Raw genomic sequence first — 22,092 nt, 5'->3', positions numbered from 1 at the left:
GGGGCAGGCTGGCGCCGGGCACCCGCTGCCGGACGCCCCGAGGAGCGGCTGCGGCCGGTGCGGGTGGCCCGGTGCCGGCCGGTGCCCGCAGCTCGACGCCGGCCGGCTCGCCACCGGAGCTGAACGCGTCCCAGGAGGCGCCGGACTCCAGGCTGCGGGTGGCGCGGCTCAGCAGCGCCGCGTCGAACCCGGACGGCGTAGCCTCCGGGGCCGCGCCGACCGCCGCGTCGGACCCGGCCGGGCCGCGCCGGCCGCCGCGCGGGGCCGGGCGGCCTCCGGCGCGTCGGTCGGGCGCCGGTCGCGGGCGGGTACGGCGGCCGGGGCCACCGGGTCACGCCGGCCCGCTCGGCGCGGTGGACCAGCCAGCGACGTCTCCGGACGTCCAGGTGCGCGGTCACCCCCGCCCCCGGGGCGGTCGGCGTCAGGCCGCACCTCCCAGGCCGTGCCGGGCGGGCAGCCCGACCCACCACGAAGAGCCCCCAGCACCCTCGGTCGGGCGCGAGATCGAAGCCGCTCCCGCCGGGTGAGTCGGGCGTTCTCCCTCAGAACAGCCGATTCCGGGCCATGCCGATGCCCCGGTCCACCACGGTCAGCCGGGCGCCGGAGCCGGTCGGCTCACCGCCCACGGTGACCCGGGTGTGCGGCGGGGAAGAAGACCGTCGCGTTCTCCATCAGCTCGGCCAGCGCCAGGACGAGGTCGCCGACCGGTGCCGGGCGCCACCGACACGCCGGGCGGGACCTGCGACGTCGACCCGGGTGTAGTCCTCGATCTCGCCGAGCGCCAGCCGGACCACGTCCCCGAGCGGCACCGGCGCCACGTGGGGGTCGGCGCCGGCCGAGCCGGAGAGCACCACCAGGCTGCCGGCGTTGCGGCGCAGCCGGCTGGAGATGTGGTCGAGCCGGTACAGGTGCTCCAGTCGGCCGGGGTCGGTCTCCTGCCGCTCCAGCCGGTCGATCAGCGCGATCTGCCGGCCGACGAGGTTCTGCGTACGGCGGCCGACGTGGCCCGAACATCTGGGCCACGTTGCGCCGGCCGGCGACCTGCCGTTCCACGAGCCGGGCGGCGGTGCTCTGCACCCGGTCGAACGCGCGGGCCAGGTCGCCGATCTCGTCGCGGGCGCGCACGTCGACGGGGTCGAGGCGTACCGGCGCGGCGCCCTCGGTCTCGTCGTCGGCGACTCGGGTCAGCTCCGCCTCGGCGACCCGGGCCACCCGGTCGGCGGAGCGGGTGAGCCGGTCAGCGGCCGGGCCACCGTCCGGGCGACGGCCGCGCTGAGCAGCACCACCAGGGCGAGGATCAGGGTGACGATCCCGCCCACCAGGTACGCCTCGGTCAGCGCCCGGCGTTGCTGCCCGCTCACCTCGGCGATGACGTCGGCGACGAGCTTCTTCTCGATGAACTGCCCGAAGGTGATCATCGAGCGGACCGACGGGAAGAGCGCGTCCAACGGGATGTCCCTGGTCGCGCCGGCCGGGTCCAGCGCGCTCCTGGTGAGGAAGTCCGCGCTGGTCCGGGCGGCCACGGCCGCGTCGTTGAGCGTCACCAGCTTCAGCTGCTCCGGCGTGATCAGGCTGCGGAACCCCTGGTTGTCCGCCCGCAGCCCCGCCATGCAGGCGACGTACGAGGCGCTCGCCCGGGGCGAGCCGGTGGCCTTGACGAGCACGATGAGGGTGGCGCAGGCGCCCATCGCCTCGTCGACGCGGAGCAACCCGTCCAGGGCCAGCACCTGCCGCCCGGCCGCCGTGTCGGTGTCCACCCCGAACGGCAGCCGCAGCGCGTCGATCAGTCCCGTGCTGACCGGCCCGTACGCGGCCATGATCTGGTCCGGGCTGGCGGTGCCGGCGAGCACCGCGGCACGCAGGTCGGTCAGCCCGCGTACGCCGTGCAGGGCCTCGGTCACCTCCGGCGGCAGCAGGCCTGCCGGGGCGGCCCGCAGGTCGGCGACCCGATCGTCCACGCCGGCGGTCTTCTGCATCAGCTCGCTGCGGGTGACCCGGCCGAGCAGCAGCCCGACCGAGAGGACGCGCTCCTGTTGCAGGTCCTGCACGAGGCTGCCGATCCGGCTGGCGACGCGGACCCGGTCGGCGATCTCGCCGGCCCGTTGCGCGGCAGCCACGCGGTCGAGCACCGCCGGCACGGCCAGCGCCACCATGCTCAGCAGCGGGATGACCACGAGCAGCGCGAGCTTGCCCCGGATGCGGAGCCTAGCGAGCAGCATCGAAGGTCCCCCACTGCGCGCTCCCGGGCTCGCGGGCCGAACCCGCGGGCTGGAGCTGACGCGGTTCCGTACCCCGGGCGGCGCCCGGCTGCCACGGCGTGTCCTCCGGCGGGGCGTCGGCGCCGTACCGCTCCCGCCGGGCCTGTGCCGCGCGCCCGGAGGCCCGCCGGACGGCGGCGAGCCACACCGCGCCCAGCGCCGCCCACAGCAGGACGGCCAGCACCCCGGCCGCCACGGTCAGCCAACGGTCCCGGTCCAGGTCGCGGGAGCGTCCGGCGAGCAGCGCGTCGAGTTCGTCCAGGATGACGGGCTGGAGCTGCTCGGCGGCGGTCTGCGCGTTGTGCCGGGCGCCGGCGATCCGCGCCTGGTCGGTCTCGGCGTCGCGACCGGCCGGCGCGGAGTGGGCCGCCAACGCCTCGACGGCCCGCTGGTAGGTGTCGAGCGGGTTCAGCACGCTCGGGCCGAGGTCGGCGCTCTCCGAGCTGTCCACGGCGGCCCGCAGGTCGGTGACCAGGTCGCCGGCCGGGGTGAGGACGCCCACCCGGAGGGCGGCGATCTCGACGGCGGTGCGGTTCCGGTCAGCGGCGGGCCGGCGGGCGGCGAGCACGGCCAGGTCGGCCAGCCGTCCGGTCGCCACCACCGTCTCGGGCAGGTCCCGGGTCGCGTGCTGGAGGAAGAAGGAGTCCGGTCGGGGGTCGCGGACGAGCCCGGACGTCTCCCGGACCTTGCCGTGCAGGGCCAGCAGCAGGTCGGTGGCCTCGCCGTACGCGGTGAAGGCCGCCTCCGGGTCGGCGGGGCCGCGGGCGCCCAGCGCCTCGATCCTGGCCCGCAGGCCCGCCCAGCGTTCCTGGGTGCGCAACTCGTCGCCGATCCGCGCGTCGACGGAGGCGGCGGCCTCGACCGCGCGGGTCAGCGCCTCGCTGGTGACGGGCCGGGCGGCGACGGCGGCGGACTGGGCGTCGACCAGGGCGTGGGTGACCGGGGCGAGGGCGCGCAGGTACTCCACGCCCAGCCGTTCCCGCCCGGCCAGGTCCCGGTCATCGGCCGTGAGCTGCCAGGTCTGGACGAAGAGCAGGGCCATCGGCGCGAGCAGGGCGACGAGGAGCAGCAGCGGCAGTACGCGGCCCACCGTGGTGGGCCGCCGGGGGGCCGGCGGTGCGGGGACGGTCATGTCTGTCTCCTCCGGCGGGAGCACGGGATCGGTGGGGTGTCGGGGGTCGACGGTGAAGTCCCGTGCACCGGACCGGAAAACTAACCGACCAGCGGGGGCCGTTCCGGCCGCCGGACGGTCAGCTTTGCGTCATGAAGCCCGAAGTAGCCGTTGGGTCACCCGTCGGGCACCGTGCGTGCCGGGGCAGAGAGTGACAAGGATGGATCGGAGAGGATTTCCGACGAACATCGGAATTCACGTGATCCGAATTCATCTCGGTGGGACGGTCTGGACCGCGCCGGTGCGACGCCGATCGGATCAGCCGGACGAACGTACGGAGGATCTCAGCCAACGCTCAGGATCCGGGCCGTACCGTGTGCCGAATGAGATCGCCGTTGTCGGCCGCGTGGATCCGGCGTGCCCTGCCCACCCGCCGACGCGCCGTCGCCGCGACGGTGGTCGTGGTGCTGCTCGCCGCCGCCGTGACCTGGGCCGTCCTGCCGCAGGAGCCGGCCGTCCGCACCGAGGCGGCGTTCGTGAACGTCCGCTCCGGGCCGGCCGGGAACGAGCCCGTCGACCTGGACACCACCTTCTACCTGCCGGAGGACGCCTCGGCGGCGAACAAGGTGCCGGCGGTGCTGCTGGCGCACGGCTTCGGCGGCACCAAGGAGTCCGTCCGCGCCGACGCCGAGGAGTTCGCCGGACGCGGCTACGCGGTGCTCACCTGGACCGCGCGGGGCTTCGGCCGCAGCGGCGGGCAGATCCACCTGGACCACCCGGACTACGAGGTCCGGGACGCCGAACGTCTGCTGGACTGGCTCGCCGCCCGGCCCGAGATCCGCACCGACGCGGCCGGGGACCCGAAGGTCGGCGTCGTCGGCGGCTCGTACGGCGGCGGCCTGGCGCTGCTGCTCGCGGCGCAGGACCAGCGCGTCGACGCGATCGTGCCGATGATCACCTGGAACGACCTGTCCCGCTCCTTCCTGCCGGAGAGCACGGGCAAGGAGCCCACCGAGGGCGTGTTCAAGTCCGGCTGGGCCGGCCTCTTCTTCGGCGGCGGCGGCAACGTCGGCTCCGGGCCGGCCGGGCTCTCCGGGACCAGCGCCGCCCAGCCCGAGGGGGCGCCCGCCTCCGCCGGCCCGCCCAGCCCGGGGCCGGGCGCCGGTCCGGGCACCGGACCGGGGCGCGCCCCCGCCGGGGCCGCCGACCCGGCCTGCGGCCGGTTCGCCGCCGACATCTGCGCCGCGTACCTGCGGATCGCCACCACCGGTAGGGCCGACCAGGCCGCCGTGGACCTGCTGCGCCGCTCCAGCCCGGCCGGGGTGCTCGACCGGATCAAGGCGCCGACCCTGCTGGTGCAGGGCGAGGCGGACACCCTCTTCCCGCTCGGCGAGGCGGACGCCAACGCGCGCGGCATCGCCGCCGCCGGCACGCCCGTCCGGGTGGCCTGGTTCACCGGCGGGCACGACGGCGGCGAGGGTCCGAAGACCGACTCGGACCGCGTGAAGTTCCTGACCGTGCAGTGGCTCGACCACTACGTCAAGGGCGAGGGCGAGGCACCGGGCGACGACTTCACCTGGTCCCGCATCGCCGGCTTCGACGCCCTCGACCGGGGACTGGTGGCCACCGGCTACCGCTACGCCGACTACCCCGGCGTCGCCGGCACGGCCCGCCGGGACGTGCCGGTGGCCGGCCCCGCCCAGCCCGTGGCCAACCCGCCGTCGCGCAACCCGGCCGCCATCTCCTCGGTGCCCTTCGCCGGTGAGTTGTCGTCGCTGCTCGGCGGCGTGGCCGGGGACATCCCGGGCCAGCACGCCCGGTTCGAGTCGGAGCCGCTGGCCGAGGCGGTGGACGTCGTCGGCGCCCCGACGGTCGACGTGCGGGCGGCGTCGCCGACTGGCGAGGCCGTGCTCTTCGTCAAGCTCTACGACGTCGACCCCAACGGCGCGGCCACCCTGCCCAACGGCCTGGTCGCCCCGGTCCGGCTCACCGGCCTGCCGCCGACGATCGACGCGGCGCGGCCGGTCACCGTCACCCTGCCGGCGATCGTCCGGCGCCTCGAGGCCGGGCACCGGCTGCGCGTGGTGGTGGCGACCTCCGACCAGGCGTACGCCACTCCCGTCGAGCCGGCCGTGCACACCGTCTCGGCCGGCGGAAGCACGGTCAGCCTGCCGACCGTCGCCGGCGACCCGATCCCCACCGCCGCCGTCGTCTGGCGCTGGGTGCTGGTCGGGCTGGTGGCCGCGATCGTGGTCGGGCTCGTCGTGGTCGTCGCCGTGGTCCGCCGCCGGCACCGCCGCCAGGACAGTTCCGTGCACCCGGCGTACGCGGGCGTCCCGCTGGCCGTGCGGCAGCTCCGCAAGGAGTACGCGGACGGCTTCGTCGCCGTCTCGAACGTGGACTTCGAGGTGCACCCCGGTCAGGTCGTCGGCCTGCTCGGCCCGAACGGCGCGGGCAAGACCACCACGCTGCGGGTGCTGATGGGGCTGACCCAGCCCACCGCCGGCGAGATCTACGTCTTCGGGCACCGGTTGGTGCCCGGGTCGCCGGTGCTGTCCCGGATCGGCGCGCTGGTCGAGGGGCCGGGCTTCCTGCCGCACCTGTCGGGGCTTGCGAACCTGAAGGCGTACTGGCGGGCCACCGGGCGGCCGGCCGAGGACGCGCACTTCGAGGAGGCCTTGGAGATCGCCGGCCTGGGCGACTCCGTGCACCGGCGGATCAAGAACTACAGCCACGGCATGAAACAGCGCCTCGCCATCGCGCAGGCGATGCTGGGCCTGCCCGAGCTGCTGGTGCTCGACGAGCCCACCGACGGGCTCGACCCGCCGCAGATCGCGGAGATGCGCCGGGTGCTCCAGCGCTACGCCACCGACGGACGGGCGGTGCTGGTCTCCAGCCACCTGCTCGCCGAGGTGGAGCAGACCTGTACGCACGCCGTGGTGGTGAACAAGGGCCGCATCGTCGCCTCAGGCCCGGTCGAGGAGATCGTCGGCGAGTCGCCCAGCGTGCTCTTCGACGTGACCGACCCGGAGGCCGCCCGGGCGGTGCTGGACGGCCTGGACGGGGTGCGGGTGCTTCCCGACGGCGAGGGGCAGCTCGTGGTGGACACCAACGGCACCGCCCGCAGCGAGGTGGTCGCCGAGCTGGTCCGGGCCGGCATCGGGGTGGACCGGGTGGTGCCGCGGCGCCGCCTGGAGGACGCGTTCCTCGCCCTGGTGGGCGAGAACTCTCGGGGAAGCGGGGACCGGTGATGGCGGGCACGTCACAAGCGGCGGGGGCGGCGGCCGGCTACCGGCCCTCGGCGACCCTGCCGTTCGGCGCCGAGTTCCGGCGGCAGGCCTCCCGGCGGCGTACGCAGCTCGCGCTCGGGTTCATGGTGCTGCTGCCGTTGATCATCCTGATCGCGTTCCAGTTCGACACGGGCGACGACGACGACAACGGGCGGGGGGAGTTCGGCAGCCTGGTGGAGTTCGCCACGTCGGGCGGGCTGAACTTCACGCTCTTCACCATCTTCGTCTCGGCGTCGTTCCTGATGGTCGTGGTGGTGGCGCTGTTCTGCGGGGACACGGTGGCCAGCGAGGCGAGCTGGGGCAGCCTGCGCTACCTGCTGGCGGTGCCGGTGCCCCGGGCCCGCCTGCTGACGGTGAAGCTGGTCGTCGCGCTCGTCTACTCGGCCCTGGCGCTGCTGCTGCTCGCCGGCACCGCCCTGCTGATCGGCACGCTGCGCTACGGCTGGGAGCCGTTGCGCAGCACCGTGGCGGCCCAGCTCGAACCGGGCGAGGGGCTGCTGCGGCTGCTGGGCGTGCTCGGCTACCTGGCGGTCGTACTCCTGGTGGTGGCCGGCCTGGCGTTCCTGCTGTCGGTGGTGACGGACGCCGCGCTGGGCGCGGTCGGCGGCGCGGTGCTGCTCTGGATCCTCTCCAGCATCCTCGACCAGATCACCGCCCTGGGCGCGCTGCGGGCGTTCCTGCCGACGCACTACAGCACGGCCTGGCTGGGCCTGCTGTCGACGCCGGTGCAGACCGACGACGTGGTACGCGGCGCGATCTCGGCGATCAGCTACGCGACGCTGTTCTGGGGGCTCGCCTTCTGGCGCTTCACCCGCAAGGACGTCACCAGCTGAGGCGCCGGGGTCGGCCGCGTGTCGCTGTGCGGCGCTGGACGCCTCACGGCAGCGGCACGGGGCTGCCCGGCGCCGACCTGCTCGGCACCGGGCTGTCCGGCCGGGTCGGCGTCGGCGCCGGGTCGGGCGCCCTCTTCTTCCAGGCGCTGACGCCGATCCGGCCCGTGTTGCCGAGGTCGATGGGCCCGTCCAGGCCGACGACCTGCGCGGGCACGCCCACGGCGGGCGCGACCTCCAGGCGCTCGCCGTTGGTGGCGACGACCGTCGAATCGGTGACCAGGTTGCGCCAGAGCACGGCGGCGCCAGCCCGCTCGCCGGGCCGCAGGGTCAACGGCCGGGGCGGGTCGTCGAAGCCCGACGTGATCTCCTTGGCCCCGTCGACCACCCGGACCGGTATGGGGTCGCCGTCGCCGTCGAAGAGGCGCAGCACGGGATAGCCGTCGAGCCGGTAGGGCTTCGTGCCGCAGTTGACCAGTTCCAGGCCGAGCGCGCGCAGACCCATCGCGGCGCTGGTGCCCGGCGAACTGATCCGGACGCCGGATGCCGGGCACTCGGTACTGGGAGTGGCCCAGAACGCCGTCGCCGACGCGGACGCTGTCGGCATCGTGCCGGGCATCGTGGTCGGCGCCGGATCGGCCGCCGGCAGGTCGGCCGATGGCGGGTCGGCCGACGACGGGTCGGTCGCCGGCGCACAGGCGCCGAGCAGGACGAGGCCGGCGATCGCGAGCCCGACCGTCCGTGCCGGACCTGGAACGCCGCCGCGAGAGCCCGGTGCGGGTCGGTCCGCGAGCCAACGTGCGGGTCGGCGTGCGGGGAGTGCCATCGCCCGATCATCGCACCGGCCGGCGCGCCACCGATCCGCAGACACCCGCCCGGTGGAGGTCCACAGACACCCGCTCGGTGGAGGTCCGCAGGCACCGGCATGGTGGAGGTTCGGTGGGCCCTGTCGAGCTGCCCCGTCGGTGCGACCGGCCGGAGCGGGTCACCCCTGCGGTTCCTGTCGAACTGAATCGCCTACGACATCACCCGGTTTGGAGCACCCGGGCGAGGTGGCGGCGGGTGCGGCGCTCCTGGCCGGACATCGTCCGGACGCTCTCGGTGAGGGAGTGGTGCCGGTGAGTGAGAATCGGGTATGGCCACTCCTCCCGCCGTGCCGCCCCCTGAGCCGCCGGCCGAGTCGTCGTCCGCGTCCCCGCCCGTGCCGCCGGCTGAGCCGTCGTCCACGTCTCCGCCCGTGCCGCCGGGTGGGCCGGCGTCGGTGTCTCCGCCCGTGCCGCCGGCTGAGTCGTCGTCGGTGTCCCCGCCCGTACCGTCAGCGGCGCAGCCGTCCGGGCCGTCGCCCGGCGCGAAGGCCTGGGCCGTGCTGGCGGATGAACGCCTGCCCGGGTTTCGCGGGCTTCCGCCGAAGCAGCGTGCGGTGTACGCGACCGTCGCCGCCGTCGTCGTCGTGGTCGGCGTGCTGTTCGCCTACCACGCCAACCTTCTCCTGGACCGGTCGACGGCCACCGATCGGGCCCGCTCGGACAGGCAGGCTCAGCAGGCGGTCGACCGGGAGCAGTCCGCGTTCGTGTCCACCGTCACTCCCCTCGACTACGACCAGTACCTGCCCGAGGCCTTCACCGTGCTGCTCGACCGGCCGCTGACCGAGGGCGAGCAGGCCACCCTGACCGCCCTGAACGGCGACGCGTCGCGGGTGTGGGAGTTCATGAAGCCGCTCGGCGGCCGGATCGTCGAGGATCCGTCCTATGTGGCGCCCTTCGAGGACGGTAACGAGAATCGCGGCGATGCCCAGACGTTCGACCTGAACCTCAACAGCGACCGCGCCACCGGACTCACGATCAACAACATGACCGCCGTCAAGGACTCGTGCCGCGCACCCACCGCGCAGACCGTCGTCGTCATCCCCCCGGCGGGTGCCGAGTCCCGGCAGGGCCTGCTGTGGGACCTGACCGGCGGGCCGACGGACAAACCGCACGGCCCGTACGTCCTCGACGAGGGCGAGCCGCAGGAGGGCCAGCTGTACTTCCGTCGCAACGTCGTCGAGCTGGGCAACGGTCAGTCGAACATGGCGTTCCGCATCCAGCCGGAGGTGTCCACCCACACCTGCGAGTGGCACATCGTCGCCTCGTACACCGACACGACCGGTTCCCACGAGCAGCGCATCCCGAGCGGCACCGGCACGTTCACCACCGAGGCGGTCCCGTCGCAGCCCGTGCAGTACTTCGAGCGCGTGCCGACCTCGGGGTGGGGCTGCCTCGGCGAGGTGAGTCAGCAGAACTGCCCGGCCACCGGGAGCGTGCGGCTGCCGAGGCCACCAGTCCACCGACCGGTCCCGGACTGAGGCGGCACGGGGAGGTCAGCGGGAGCGGGACTTGCGCTTGCGGGTGGGGGAGTCGGCGTCGGGGACCGTGCCCCCGCGCCCGGGGCGTCGGCGGTGCCCCCGTCGCCGGACGCCCCGGTCACCCGGGCGTCGGTGTGGCTCAGCTCGGCCAGCGTCGTGCCCCTGAGCTGGTAGACGGCGGTGCGCCGGATGCTCAGCTCCGCCGTCGGGCCGTCCGCCGGCCGGGTCAGGTAGACCACCGTCGCCCTGCCGTCGCGCACGCTGACGCTCTCCACCGGCGTACGGTCGCCGAGGTCGACCTGGGCCTGGTAGTCCGGTTCACCGTCAACGTTGCGCCAGGCGGCGAGGGTGAAGAAGCGGCCGGTGCCGCCGCCGTCGAGCATGACCACGCCGATCGCGTCGCCCGCGCCGTCGCCGTCCAGGTCGCCGACGGCGCACGGCCTCTGCAACTCCACCGTCGTGCCGTCCCGGTCGGCCCACCGGCCGTCCGTGAGGCGGATCGGGGCGGCGTACTTCCGGTAGCGGACCTTCCTGCTGCCGACCCGGGTGTCGCGCAGCTCGAGGCAGGTGAGCCGGTCGCCGGTGCGGCGGGGGGTCGGGGTCGCCCGGGTGGTCGCCGGGATGGTGTCGACGTCGTCGCGCTTCGCGGCGGTGCCGGCGGGCCGGTCGGCGGACCGGTTCCGCTTCTTGCGGTTGCCGGTGGAGCAGGCGGTGGTGAGCGCCAGCAGGCAGGCCATGGAGAGCGCCACCACCGGGACGAGCTTGCGACGCATCGCGCGTTCCTTTCCGTCGATGTGCCCGCACCGTAACGGTCCCGCGCCAGCACCTCTGTGGACGGTGTGTCGGCCGGCCGTGGGAGCGTTCCCAAGGAGGGGGATTGAATCGACACCGCCAAATGTCCGGCGGCATTCTGGTGTCGTCCCGTCGTCCTGCCCGGAGGTGCCCTGATGTTCGCTGACCGGATCGGTGGCCCGGCCCTGTCCCTGTTCCGCGCCGTCGTCGGCCTGCTCTTCCTCTGTCACGGCCTGGCCTCGCTGCTCGGGGTGCTCGGTGGCAGCCGTGGCACCGGCGAGGCGGTCCCGCTCGGCGAGTGGCCGGGGTGGTGGGCCGCGCTGATCCAGGCGGTCTGCGGCGGGCTGGTGCTCGTCGGGCTGTTGACCCGGGCGGCTGCCCTGCTGGCGTCCGGCTCGATGGCCTACGCGTACTTCGTGGTGCACCAGCCCGACGCGCTGCTTCCGCTGCGCAACGGCGGTGAGCTGGCCGTCCTGTTCTGCTGGTCGTTCCTGCTGATCGCCGTGTTCGGCCCCGGCGCGTGGGCGGTCGACACCGCGCTGCGCGCCCGTCGCCCCGCCGGCTCCCGCTCGGTGACCGCCTGAATCCGTACCGTCGAGGAAGGTCCGCCCGCCCGACGGCCGCTGCGGGATCGCTCACAGCTTGGGATCTCCCGTCGATCCGGGCGGCGTCGGTGCTTAGACTCGACGGCACAACTGCATACCTCATCCAGAGGGGCTGAGGGATACGGCCCGACGACGCCCCGGCAACCACCCCGCGCGCTCACCGCAGAGCGACCGGCGGGGCAGGTGCCAATTCCGTCCCCGCCGCAGGGTGCGATGCGGGGAAAGATGAGAGGACCCTCGACATGACGTCGACGTTCGCCCCCTCCGGCATCGACACCGCCGCCAGCCCCGCCCGCGCCCTGGTCTGCCGCGCCTGTTCGGCCCGCTACCCGCTCGCCGCCCAGCACGCCTGCTACGAGTGTTTCGGCCCGCTGGAGGTCGACTACGACGCCGCCGCGCTGGCGACGGTCACCCGGGAGCAGATCGAGGCGGGCCCGCAGAACATCTGGCGGTACGCGGCGCTGCTGCCCGCCGGCCAGGACCCGGCCACCCGCGTCACCCTCGACCCGGGCTTCACCCCGCTGGTGGCCGCCCCGCACCTAGCCGCCGAGCTGGGCATCACCGCCCCGCTCTGGGTCAAGGACGACAGCGCCAACCCGACCCACTCGTTCAAGGACCGGGTGGTCTCGGTGGCGCTGACCGCCGCCCGTGCGCTCGGCTTCAGCCGCTACGCCTGCGCGTCCACCGGCAACCTGGCCAACTCGGTCGCCGCGCACGCCGCCCGGGCCGGCGCGCCGTCGGTGGTCTTCATCCCCGGCGACCTCGAGCAGGGCAAGGTCGTCACCACCGCCGTCTACGGCGGCGAACTGGTCGCCATCGACGGCTCGTACGACGACGTGAACCGCCTCTGCGGCGAGCTGGTGGAGACGGACGAGTTCGAGGACACCGCCTTCGTCAACGTCAACGTGCGCCCCTACTACGCCGAGGGCTCGAAGACGCTCGGCTACGAGGTCGCCGAGCAGCTCGGCTGGCGGATCCCCGCGCAGGTGGTGATCCCGATGGCCTCCGGCGAGCTGCTCACCAAGATCGACAAGGCGTTCGCCGAGCTGGTGGAGATCGGCCTGGTCGAGGCGCCGGCCGGCGGCTGGAAGGTGTTCGGCGCGCAGTCGGCCGGCTGCAACCCCATCGCCACCGCCCTGCACGCCGACACCGACACCATCACGCCCGTCAAGCCGACCGGCATCGCCAAGTCCCTCAACATCGGCGACCCGGCAGCCGGCGTCTACGCGCTGGAGGCGGTGCGCCGCACCGGGGGCTGGATGGAGTACGTCGACGACGACGAGATCCGCGCCGGCATCCGGCTGCTGGCCCGGACCACCGGCGTCTTCGCCGAGACCGCCGGCGGGGTGACCGTGGCCGTACTGCGCAAGCTGGTCGAGTCCGGCCGCCTCGACCCGACCGCGGAGACCGTCGTCTTCAACACCGGCGAGGGCCTCAAGACCCTCGACGCGGTGGCCGGCGAGGTCGGCCCCACCCACCGCATCAAGCCCTCCCTGCGCGCCGCCCGCGACGCCGGCCTCCTCGGCTGACTCTCCGCCCACCCTGGCCGCGCGCGGTTCTCCGCGTCGATCATGAGGTTGGCGGCACTGTTCGCGATCGACTTCGCCGCCAACCTCATGATCGACGCCCGAGGGCCGGGGGTGGGGGTGGGGGTGGGGGTGGGGGATCCGGGGGGTAACTGGGTTTTCGCTGTGAGTGCGGAAAACGCGCCGACAAGGACTTGACGGCAGGAACCGGACGGCGCAAGATGCTCCGTGCGGGAGGGCGTTTCGCCGGAGACTTTCAGTTCTTGCGACCCAACGCCGGAGGCGTTGTGCGAGCGTCCCTCCCGACCAACTTCCGATCGGGTCAGCGGTTAATTCGCTGGCCCGATCGTCGTCGTGTGGCGCACCCTCGGTCGATGAGCATCGCGATCGCGCCGCTCGACGCCGCCGACCAGGCCGCGATCGACGAGGCGTACCGGATCGGCGCGGCGGCCAACGACGTCGACGTGCCGGACTTCCCGCCCTTCTGCCGGCGGCGCTTCGAGGCGGCGATCCGGCACCCGTTGCCGGGCAACGAGCCGCTCTGGGCGTTGGCGCGGCTCGACGGCGTGCCGGCCGGCTACCTCGCGCTGGACCTGCCGCAGCTCGACAACACCGAGAACGCCACGGCCGAGGTGATCGTGCACCCAAAGTGCCGGCGTCGCGGCGTCGGGCGCGCGCTGCACGAGCACGGCGTACGCCTGCTGCGGGAGCGGGGCCGCAAGCGGGTGCTGGCGATGGCGGTCTCCGCGCTGCCCGGCGGCCCGGCCCGCTCCGGGGCCGCCGCCGCCTTCGCCGCGTCGACCGGCGCCCGGCCCGCGCTGGCGGAGGTCCGCCGCCGGCTCGACACCACCCGGCTCGACCAGGACGGTCTGGCCGCCGCCTCGGCCGAGGCCCGGGGTCGGGCCGCCGGCTACCGCCTTCTGCGCTGGCAGGGGAACACGCCCGAGGAGTACGTCGCCGACATCGCCTACCTCGACGGCCGGCTGATGGCCGACGCGCCCCTGGGCGACGTGGAGTGGGAGCCGGAGCGGATCGACGTCGAACGGGTCCGCGGCATCGAGCGGGCACTGCGGGCGCGGGGGCGGCGGCGCTACCACACGGCGGTGCGCCACGAGGCGTCCGGCCGGGTGGTCGCCTGGACCCTGCTCGACGTGGGGCCGTCGGTCGACTGGCACGCGTTCCAGCAGATCACCATCGTCGACCCGGAGCACCGCGGCCACCGGCTCGGCCTGCTCACGAAGGTCGAGAACCTGCGCCACCTGCTGGCCCACGAGCCGGCGGTACGCGCGATCGACACCTTCAACGCGGCCGAGAACGCCCACATGGTGCGGATCAACGAGCAGCTCGGGTTCCGCCCCGTCGACGGTTGGACCGACTGGCAGCTCACCATCTGAGTTGTGACACGGCCCTACTGATCCTGGGGCTTTCTGTTGCATGATGGCGGGCATGACGGAGACCCCGCACCCCCTGTACGACAGGCACGCCGACACCCTGACCCGGGCGCTGACCGCCATCACGGAGCGCGGGTACTGGTCCGCCTACCCCGAGTCGCCCAGCCCCCGGGTCTACGGGGAGACCGCCGCCGCCGACGGCAAGGCCGCCTTCGAGGCGTACCTCGGCGGTGACTTCCCCCTCGACCAGCCGGGCACGGCCGACCGGGTCGCCACCGAGACCAGCCCGTTCGGCGTCGAGCTGAACGTCCGCTACCCGCACGCCGGCGCCGACGAGCTGGTCGCCGCCGCCTCCGCCGCCCTGCCCGGCTGGCGCGACGCCGGCCCGCAGGCCCGGGTGGGGGTCTGCCTGGAGATCCTCGACCGGCTGCACAAGCACATCTTCGAGCTGGCGAACGCGGTGCAGTTCACCAGCGGCCAGGCCTTCGTGATGGCCTTCCAGGCCGGCGGCGCGCACGCGCTGGACCGCGCGCTGGAGGCGGTCGCCTACGCGTACGCGGAGATGACCCGGCACCCGGGGACGGCGGGCTGGGAGAAGGCGGCCGGCAAGGGCGACCCGCTGCGGATGACCAAGACCTTCCACGTGGTGCCCCGTGGCGTGGCGCTGGTGATCGGCTGCAACACCTTCCCGACCTGGAACTCGTACCCGGGGCTGTTCGCCTCGCTGGTCACCGGCAACCCGGTGGTCGTCAAGCCGCACCCGCGCGCCGTGCTGCCGCTGGCGATCACGGTGAAGTACGCCCGGGAGGTGCTCGCCGAGGCCGGCTTCGACCCGAACCTGGTGCTGCTCGCCCCCGAGGCCCCGGGGGAGAAGCTCGCCTCCACGCTGGCCCTGCACCCGGCCGTGAAGATCATCGACTTCACCGGTTCCACCGAGTACGGCGACTGGCTGGAGGCCAACGCCCGGCAGGCCGCGGTCTACACCGAGAAGGCCGGGCTGAACACGGTGGTGATCGACTCCACCGACGACTTCGCCGGGATGTGCCGCAACCTCGGCTTCACCCTGAGCCTCTACAGCGGCCAGATGTGCACCACGTCGCAGAACATCCTGATCCCCGGCAACGGCATCGAGACCGACCAGGGGCACAAGAGCTTCGACGAGGTGGCGGGCGGGATCGCCGCGGCGGTCGCCAAGATCACCGCCGACCCGGCGCGCGGGGTGGAGATGACCGGCGCGATCGTCAACGACGGGGTGCTGGAGCGCCTCGACGAGGTCACCAAGGTCGGCGAGGCGGTGCTGGAGTCGCGTACGGTCGAGCACCCCGCCTTCCCCGGCGCGGTGGTCCGCACCCCGACGGTGGTCAGGCTGGCGGCCGACGACACCGCGACCTACTCGAAGGAGTGGTTCGGGCCGATCTCGTTCGCGATCGCCACGGACTCCACCGCGCACAGCCTGGAGATCCTGCGCTCCACGGTCGGCGAGAAGGGCGCGCTCACGGCGGCGGTCTACTCCACCGACGAGGCGGTCCTCGACGCGGCCGAGGCCGCGGCGATCGAGGTCGGGGTGCACCTGTCCTGCAACCTGACCGGCGGGGTCTTCGTGAACCAGTCGGCGGCCTTCTCCGACTTCCACGGCAGCGGCGCCAACGCGGCGGCAAACTCGGCGCTGACCGACGGCGCCTACGTGGCCAACCGGTTCCGCATCGTGCAGTCCCGCCGGCACGCGTGATCCGTCCGGCGGCCCGGACCGGCCCTGCACGGGTCGGTCCGGGCGGCCGGGTCAGGCCGGGCGGCGCATCTGGAGTTCGGTGAGCGCCGCAACGGTGGGGTGCGGGACGCGTACGCCGGTGTCGACGAAGCCCAGCCGCCGGTAGGCGCGGTAGGCCCGGTCGTTGCCGACCACGACCTCCAGCATCAGTTCGGGGCGCCCGCAGGCGCGGGACCAGGCCGCGACCGCGTCGACCAGGTCGCCGAGGAGGCCCGTGCCCCGCCAGGGCGGGGTGACGTAGACGGCGTACACCACGGTCAGCCCCGGCTCCCCGGGGGCCGCCGTGCCGCCGGCGTGCCCGACGAGCCGGCCGCCCGGGTCCGCGACGAACTGCGCGGTGCCCGCCCCGACGGAGACGGACGCGATCCGGGCGGCGTAGTCCGCGTGCGACCGGGCCGCCGCGTCGGCGAGGGTCTCCAGGAAGGCCAGCGGGGCGTCGGCGAGCATCTCCAGCCGCAGCGCCCGCATCCGGGCCGCGTCCCGGGGCCGGACCCGCCGGATCTCCGCCCGCCGCGTCGGCCCCGAACCGCCGGGCGTGTCCGTCATGACGAATGCCTACCACAGCGATGACCGCCGATGGCGGTCGACCGAAGTATGTCCGGTTTGTGGTCGTGCGCCGTCGTCACGCTTCGTGTAGCGTGCGATTTCGGTCACCGTTTCAGCGGCCCTCGTCGATCGCCGAGCCGGTGGTCCTCCGGTGCCGGCCCGCCCGGCCTCCGGGGTCGTGGAACGCCGCGCAGAGTGAGGAAGTGCACCGTGGCAGAGGGCACCGTGAAGTGGTTCAACTCCGAAAAGGGCTACGGCTTCATCGCCGTCGACGGCGGGCAGGACGTCTTCGTCCACTTCTCGGCGATCGAGATGGACGGCTACAAGGCGCTGGACGACGGCCAGCGGGTCGAGTTCGAGATCGCCCAGGGTCAGAAGGGTCCCCAGGCCGAGCGCGTGCGCGTCATCGCCTGACGGGCGTCTCTTCCCGCCCCCGCGCCGACCGCCTTCCCGGCCATCGGTCGTGAGGCGCCGGCCGGGGGTGGTCCGGCAGGGCCGGGCAGCCGTCGGCCGGCCCGCCCCACGGGGGCGGGCTTCGGCCGGGTTGCGTCGGCAGGGGAGGATCGTGAGCCGTTCCAGCCATCGCTGAGGAGGGTTCATGTCCGACCAGCCGCCCCAGGCCGCGCCGCCCCCAGGAGATCCCGACCCCTCCGCGACGCCACCCGTCGGCCCGGGCGGCGCTGCGCCGGCGGGCCCTCAACAGCCGCAGGACTGGGTCTTCCCGCCCACCGGCGGGTACCCGGTCGGCTCCGGCCCGTACGGCGGGCAGCCGTGGTACCCGGGCGCCCCGGTCGCCTATCCCGGGCAGCCGGTCCACGGGTGGTACCCGCCAGGGCACGGCCTCGATCCGGCCGACCTGCTCGTCACCCCGCCCGGCGCCGGCGTCAACGGCTGGTTCAGCCGGTGCGTCGGCGCGGTGCGCCGGGGCTGGCGGCTGCTGCTGCCGATCCTGCTGCTCACCCAGGTGCTGCCGGCCCTGGTGGTGTCGGTGCTCTCACTCGTCGTCGACCCGTCCGCGAAGTGGGAGGAGTCGATGGCCGACGACCCCGCCGCGCTGCCCGACACCTTCCTGGCCGACACGGGCGTCCTGCTGTTCGTGGTGCTCGGCAGCGCCCTCGTCTTCGGTTTCGTGCAGAGCCTGGGCTGGGCGGCCGGCACCTGGGTGGTCACCCGGCAGGCGGCCGGTCAACCGGTGAGCGTGGGCGCGGCCCTTTCCTACGGGGCGCACCGGGCGCTGGGCCTCTGGGGCTGGACCCTGCTGATGAGCGTGATCATCGGGCTCGGGGTCTGTTTCTGCGTGATCCCCGGCATCTACTTCGCCTTCGCGCTGAGCATGGCCGGCCCGGTCTACCTGTTCGAGCGGCAGCACCCGATCGGCCGTTCCTTCCGGATGTTCCACGACCGACTCGGTCTGCTGCTCGGCCGGGTGGCGCTGGTGGCGGCGGCGGTCATCGTCGGCAGCGGGGCCGCCGGCATGGTGGAGGGCATCGGCACGCTGCCGTTCGGCACCACCCCGCTGGAGTCGCCGGGCACGGCCCTCGGCGTGCTCGCGGTGACGCTGGTGGGCGCGGTGCTGGCCCTGCCCACCCACCTCGCCCAGCTGGTCGGCCTGGTCGTCACGTACGCCGAGCAGCGGGCCCACGAGGGGCCGGTGGACAGCGCGCGGCTGACCGGCGAACTTGGCTGACCGGGGCGATCGTGCTTGCACTCGGCAGGGGAGAGTGCTAAACAAGTCATTGGCACTCGCATACCGTGAGTGCCAATGGTCGGGGCGGTAGGGCCACGGTCGTAGCGGCGTCCAGACGCGGCTGCGGCACATGGCCGGTCGTCGCGGGCTATCCGGCCCGGCCGAGGAGACGTCGTCGTCGCCAGGTGGCGACGTCCCAAGGTGCGTACACCAGGCGGCCCATCCGGGACACACACTCCGGGTGGCCCGTGAGTGTCCAGGAGGACAACGCCGTATGGCCAAGATGATCGCGTTCGACGAAGAGGCGCGCCGCGGCCTCGAGCGGGGCATGAACCAGCTCGCCGACGCCGTGAAGGTGACGCTCGGCCCCAAGGGCCGCAACGTCGTGCTCGAGAAGAAGTGGGGTGCCCCCACCATCACCAACGATGGTGTGAGCATCGCCAAGGAGATCGAGCTCGAGGACCCCTACGAGAAGATCGGCGCCGAGCTGGTCAAGGAGGTCGCGAAGAAGACCGACGACGTCGCCGGTGACGGCACGACGACGGCGACCGTCCTGGCCCAGGCCCTGGTCCGCGAGGGCCTGCGCAACGTGGCCGCCGGTGCCAACCCGATGGCCCTGAAGCGGGGCATCGAGGCCGCCGTGGCCAGCGTCTCGGAGGAGCTGCTCAAGCTCGCCAAGGACGTCGAGACCAAGGAGCAGATCGCCTCCACCGCCTCCATCTCCGCCGGTGACACCAGCGTCGGCGAGATCATCGCCGAGGCGATGGACAAGGTGGGCAAGGAAGGCGTCATCACCGTCGAGGAGAGCAACACCTTCGGGCTGGAGCTGGAGCTCACCGAGGGTATGCGCTTCGACAAGGGCTACATCTCGGCCTACTTCATGACCGACCCGGAGCGTATGGAGGCCGTCTTCGACGACCCCTACCTCCTGATCGTCAACAGCAAGATCTCGTCCGTGAAGGACCTGCTCCCGATCCTGGAGAAGGTCATGCAGTCGGGCAAGCCGCTGCTGATCATCGCCGAGGACATCGAGGGCGAGGCCCTGGCGACCCTGGTCGTCAACAAGGTCCGGGGCACCTTCAAGTCCGTCGCCGTCAAGGCGCCGGGCTTCGGTGACCGCCGCAAGGCCATGCTGGCCGACATCGCCATCCTCACCGGTGGCCAGGTCATCAGCGAGGAGGTCGGCCTCAAGCTGGACGCCGTCGGCCTCGACATGCTGGGCCGCGCCCGCAAGGTCGTGGTGACCAAGGACGAGACCACCATCGTCGACGGTGCCGGCGACGCCGAGCAGATCCAGGGCCGGGTCAACCAGATCCGGGCCGAGATCGAGAAGAGCGACTCCGACTACGACCGCGAGAAGCTGCAGGAGCGGCTGGCCAAGCTGGCCGGCGGCGTCGCGGTGATCAAGGTCGGCGCGGCCACCGAGGTCGAGCTGAAGGAGCGCAAGCACCGCATCGAGGACGCCGTCCGCAACGCGAAGGCCGCCGTCGAGGAGGGCATCGTCCCGGGTGGTGGCGTCGCGCTGGTGCAGGCCGGCAAGACCGCCTTCGACAAGCTGGACCTGGTCGGCGACGAGGCGACCGGCGCGCAGATCGTCAAGATCGCGCTGGACGCCCCGCTGCGGCAGATCGCCGTCAACGCCGGTCTCGAGGGTGGCGTGGTCGTCGAGCACGTCCGCAACCTCAACCCGGGTCACGGCCTCAACGCCGCCAACGGCGAGTACGTCGACCTGCTGGCCGCGGGCATCATCGACCCGGCCAAGGTGACCCGCTCGGCGCTGCAGAACGCCTCGTCGATCGCGGCGCTCTTCCTCACCACCGAGGCCGTCGTGGCGGACAAGCCGGAGAAGACCCCGGCCGCCCCGGCTGGTCCGGGTGGCGGGGACATGGACTTCTGAGTCCAGCTCCAACGCCGAAAGGGGCGGGCCGCGTCAGCGGTCCGCCCCTTTCGCTGTCACGTCGGCAGTGGCCGTTGGTTGCGTCTCTTCTGCGCCCGGTCGTACGGCTGCGGGATCTGCACCGGCTCGTCGACCAGCGTCACCGGCTCGTCGGCCGGTTCGTCGACGCCGGCCATCTCCGCCTGCTGCTCGGCGTCGCCGTAGTCGAGCCGGTCGAACGGCAACGGGCCGGGGCGTTCGTCGTCCGTGGTCATGGCTGCCTCCTCTACCGGAAACGGTAGGGCGCGACGATCACCAATGCGGGCGAATGGCGTTATGAGGGTCTATATCCTGTTCGCCCCGTTGTCAGTCCCCGAGTGCCTTCCGGTAGAGGAAGAAGACGCGCTCGATCCGGGCACCCGCGCTGCCCGAGTAGAAGGGGACCGGCCCCACCCAGCCGATCTGCGCCGCCGTCACGCCCGCCGCCCGCTGGTCGCGCAGGCACCGGCGCAGCAGCACCCCGCCGATCCCCGAGCCCTCGGCCGCCGGAGCGGTGCCCATCGGCCCGAACCAGCTCGGCCGCGACGACCCGTACGCGGCGAAGCCGAGCACCTCGCCGTCGCGTTCGGCCAGGTGACAACCCGCCCCCTCCCGGCCCACCGAGCCGGCCAGCTCGGCGTCCCAGGCCCCGCCGAAGGTGGCGCGGGCGAACTCCGCCAGCGCCGGCAGGTCGCCCGCCTCGGCGCGGCGGACCGTCACCCCGCGCCCGGCCAGCCGCGCCTCCGCGGCCTCCGTCGGGCGCAGCGCGGGCGAGCCGTCGTACGACAGGTCGGCGGTCATGTTCCACGCCGTCCGGTCCTGCCGGTAGCCGAGCGCCAGCGCGGCGCAGACCGCCGGGGTGTAGCGAACGTCGATGCCCGGCCAGGCGTAGTAGGGCGGATTCCCGGCGAGCAGCACCTCGGCCGCGCCGAGGCCGGCGAGGGTCCGCTCGGCTGTCGACAGCAGCGCCCGCCCCACGCCCCGCCGCCGGTGGGCGGGGTCCACCGCGACCAGGTCGACGTGACCACGGGCGTCGCCGTCGCTGGCGGCGAGGGAGCCGACGAGCACGCCCACGAGGCGCCCCTCCCGGTACGCGCCCCACGTGACCACCGGACGGTGGGTGGCGGCCCGCGCCCAGAGTGCGTCCACGATGGCCGGCGCCTCGGCCGCGTCCTCCGGCAGGTCGAGTGCCCGCCCGCAGAGCTCCACCACGGCGGGCCGCTGGTCGGGCCTCAGCTCGACGATCTCCAGGTCCATGGACGCCGACCCTAGATCACCGGAGCGTTCTGTCGGGAGGGGGCCTTGTCGGCGCCGCCCGGCCGGAGGGCCGCCGCCCCCCGCGACCGCCCCGGTCGCGTCAGCCGGCCGCCTCCGGTTCCGCCTCCGCCCCCGGTTCCGCCTCTGCCTTTGCCTCCGGTTCCGCCTTCGCCTCCGGCTCCAGGTCAGGCTGGGGGAGGGTCGGCGCGTCGGTGGGGTAGAGGCCGGCGACGAACCCGTAGACCTGATCGCCGGAGCGGGGGATCTGGGCGAAGCGGCGGGCCAGCGCCTGCACCTCGGCCCAAAATGCGCGTACCTCCTCGACCGGGATGCGGGCGTGGACGAGGGTGCAGCGCAGGTCGTCGGCGGCGTGGGCCGCGGCGGACTCGGCGACCGCCTCCGCGAGCCCGTTGACGGCGGTCGCGACTCGCTTGTCCTCGGGGCGGGTGAGCGCGCCGATGTAGAGCGTGCGGGCGACCCGGCCGTAGTACCGCTCGTCGATCGCCCGCACCCGCCGGGTCCGCACCACCCGGAGCAGGCCGGCGTCGACGAGCGCGTTCACGTGGTAGGCGACGCTGCTCTTGGGTCGATCGACCGCCCGGGCCAGCTCGGTCACCGTGGCGGCCCGCTCCAGGAGCAGCTCCAGGAGGGTCGCGCGCAGGGGATCGGCCAGCGCGCGGAGCTGCGCGGGCGCGGTGACCACGAGCATCTCGTCGAGGTCGTAGTCCGGGATCCGCTCATTGCTCGACATTTCTCGACCGTTCTAGAATCA

Annotated in this window: 19 protein-coding genes and 1 riboswitch; of the genes, 10 read left to right on the top strand and 9 right to left on the bottom strand. The window is 73.7% G+C overall.

Annotation, left to right across the window (positions count from 1 at the left end):
• Nucleotides 1–671: 671 nt before the first annotated feature.
• From DER29_RS35575 to DER29_RS25195, 3 genes are all read right to left on the bottom strand, one after another.
• Nucleotides 672–851, bottom strand: a complete 180-nt coding sequence (locus tag DER29_RS35575) for a hypothetical protein (RefSeq protein ID WP_233600131.1) — start codon at nucleotides 849–851, stop codon at nucleotides 672–674.
• A gap of 333 nt (nucleotides 852–1,184) precedes the next feature.
• Nucleotides 1,185–2,219: a nitrate- and nitrite sensing domain-containing protein gene (locus DER29_RS35570; RefSeq protein ID WP_233600130.1), complete on the bottom strand. Its 1,035-nt coding sequence runs from the start codon at nucleotides 2,217–2,219 to the stop codon at nucleotides 1,185–1,187.
• On the bottom strand, nucleotides 2,206–3,390 hold the full coding sequence (locus DER29_RS25195; protein WP_121400080.1) for a hypothetical protein: 1,185 nt from the start codon (nucleotides 3,388–3,390) through the stop codon (nucleotides 2,206–2,208). The genes DER29_RS35570 and DER29_RS25195 overlap by 14 nt, the downstream gene beginning before the upstream one ends.
• Before the next feature lie 362 nt (nucleotides 3,391–3,752).
• Here DER29_RS25195 and DER29_RS25190 point away from each other — a divergent pair, with 362 nt between their 5' ends.
• Nucleotides 3,753–6,620 carry an alpha/beta fold hydrolase gene (locus DER29_RS25190; protein WP_121400079.1) on the top strand — a complete coding sequence of 956 codons (2,868 nt, stop codon included), beginning with the start codon at nucleotides 3,753–3,755 and terminating at the stop codon, nucleotides 6,618–6,620.
• Nucleotides 6,620–7,492: an ABC transporter permease gene (locus DER29_RS25185; protein WP_121400078.1), complete on the top strand. Its 873-nt coding sequence runs from the start codon at nucleotides 6,620–6,622 to the stop codon at nucleotides 7,490–7,492. The genes DER29_RS25190 and DER29_RS25185 overlap by 1 nt, the downstream gene beginning before the upstream one ends.
• 43 nt (nucleotides 7,493–7,535) lie before the next feature.
• On the opposite strand, the gene DER29_RS35565 is transcribed toward DER29_RS25185, so the two are convergent.
• Nucleotides 7,536–8,096, bottom strand: coding sequence for a DUF4232 domain-containing protein (locus tag DER29_RS35565; protein WP_255421074.1), 561 nt, complete (start codon nucleotides 8,094–8,096; stop codon nucleotides 7,536–7,538).
• An 813-nt stretch (nucleotides 8,097–8,909) separates the two neighbouring features.
• Between DER29_RS35565 and DER29_RS25175 the strand changes: the two genes are divergently transcribed.
• A complete protein-coding gene (locus tag DER29_RS25175) occupies nucleotides 8,910–9,833 on the top strand; it encodes a hypothetical protein (protein ID WP_121400076.1) in 924 nt (307 codons plus the stop codon).
• Here the strand turns inward: DER29_RS25175 and DER29_RS25170 are convergent.
• A complete protein-coding gene (locus DER29_RS25170; protein ID WP_121400075.1) occupies nucleotides 9,761–10,606 on the bottom strand; it encodes a hypothetical protein in 846 nt (281 codons plus the stop codon). The genes DER29_RS25175 and DER29_RS25170 overlap by 73 nt on opposite strands.
• A 174-nt stretch (nucleotides 10,607–10,780) precedes the next feature.
• Here DER29_RS25170 and DER29_RS25165 point away from each other — a divergent pair, with 174 nt between their 5' ends.
• From DER29_RS25165 to paaN, 4 genes are all read left to right on the top strand, one after another.
• Complete coding sequence (locus DER29_RS25165; protein ID WP_121400074.1) at nucleotides 10,781–11,209, top strand: DoxX family protein; 429 nt, start codon at nucleotides 10,781–10,783, stop codon at nucleotides 11,207–11,209.
• Nucleotides 11,210–11,326: 117 nt separating this feature from the next.
• Nucleotides 11,327–11,462: riboswitch (SAM riboswitch) on the top strand.
• Between the two features lie 10 nt (nucleotides 11,463–11,472).
• Nucleotides 11,473–12,759 (top strand): threonine synthase, encoded by a 1,287-nt coding sequence (thrC, locus tag DER29_RS25160; protein ID WP_121400073.1) that lies wholly within the window; start codon nucleotides 11,473–11,475, stop codon nucleotides 12,757–12,759.
• A gap of 371 nt (nucleotides 12,760–13,130) precedes the next feature.
• The gene (locus tag DER29_RS25155; RefSeq protein WP_121400072.1) at nucleotides 13,131–14,150 is read left to right on the top strand and encodes a GNAT family N-acetyltransferase; all 1,020 of its coding nucleotides are present in this window, start codon (nucleotides 13,131–13,133) and stop codon (nucleotides 14,148–14,150) included.
• Between the two features lie 52 nt (nucleotides 14,151–14,202).
• The gene (paaN, locus tag DER29_RS25150) at nucleotides 14,203–15,876 is read left to right on the top strand and encodes a phenylacetic acid degradation protein PaaN (RefSeq protein ID WP_199729525.1); all 1,674 of its coding nucleotides are present in this window, start codon (nucleotides 14,203–14,205) and stop codon (nucleotides 15,874–15,876) included.
• 51 nt (nucleotides 15,877–15,927) lie between these two features.
• Here paaN and DER29_RS25145 read toward each other — a convergent pair whose 3' ends face one another.
• Nucleotides 15,928–16,461, bottom strand: coding sequence for a GNAT family N-acetyltransferase (locus tag DER29_RS25145; protein ID WP_121400070.1), 534 nt, complete (start codon nucleotides 16,459–16,461; stop codon nucleotides 15,928–15,930).
• A 210-nt stretch (nucleotides 16,462–16,671) separates the two neighbouring features.
• Here DER29_RS25145 and DER29_RS25140 point away from each other — a divergent pair, with 210 nt between their 5' ends.
• The 3 genes from DER29_RS25140 to groL all read left to right on the top strand — a co-directional run bounded on the left by DER29_RS25140 (nucleotide 16,672) and on the right by groL (nucleotide 20,045).
• The gene (locus DER29_RS25140; RefSeq protein WP_121400069.1) at nucleotides 16,672–16,875 is read left to right on the top strand and encodes a cold-shock protein; all 204 of its coding nucleotides are present in this window, start codon (nucleotides 16,672–16,674) and stop codon (nucleotides 16,873–16,875) included.
• Between the two features lie 184 nt (nucleotides 16,876–17,059).
• Nucleotides 17,060–18,148 (top strand): hypothetical protein, encoded by a 1,089-nt coding sequence (locus DER29_RS25135; protein WP_121400068.1) that lies wholly within the window; start codon nucleotides 17,060–17,062, stop codon nucleotides 18,146–18,148.
• A gap of 274 nt (nucleotides 18,149–18,422) precedes the next feature.
• The gene (groL, locus tag DER29_RS25130; protein ID WP_121400067.1) at nucleotides 18,423–20,045 is read left to right on the top strand and encodes a chaperonin GroEL; all 1,623 of its coding nucleotides are present in this window, start codon (nucleotides 18,423–18,425) and stop codon (nucleotides 20,043–20,045) included.
• Between the two features lie 56 nt (nucleotides 20,046–20,101).
• Here groL and DER29_RS25125 read toward each other — a convergent pair whose 3' ends face one another.
• The 3 genes from DER29_RS25125 to DER29_RS25115 all read right to left on the bottom strand — a co-directional run bounded on the left by DER29_RS25125 (nucleotide 20,102) and on the right by DER29_RS25115 (nucleotide 22,071).
• A complete protein-coding gene (locus DER29_RS25125; protein ID WP_088998151.1) occupies nucleotides 20,102–20,299 on the bottom strand; it encodes a hypothetical protein in 198 nt (65 codons plus the stop codon).
• Nucleotides 20,300–20,390: 91 nt separating this feature from the next.
• Nucleotides 20,391–21,320 (bottom strand): GNAT family N-acetyltransferase, encoded by a 930-nt coding sequence (locus tag DER29_RS25120; protein WP_121400066.1) that lies wholly within the window; start codon nucleotides 21,318–21,320, stop codon nucleotides 20,391–20,393.
• A gap of 100 nt (nucleotides 21,321–21,420) precedes the next feature.
• Nucleotides 21,421–22,071, bottom strand: coding sequence for a helix-turn-helix domain-containing protein (locus DER29_RS25115; RefSeq protein WP_121400065.1), 651 nt, complete (start codon nucleotides 22,069–22,071; stop codon nucleotides 21,421–21,423).
• Nucleotides 22,072–22,092 lie beyond the last annotated feature (21 nt).

The sequence above is a fragment of the Micromonospora sp. M71_S20 genome (genome assembly GCF_003664255.1).
Lineage (GTDB): Bacteria > Actinomycetota > Actinomycetes > Mycobacteriales > Micromonosporaceae > Micromonospora.
This window is presented reverse-complemented; position numbering and strand designations above follow the sequence as displayed.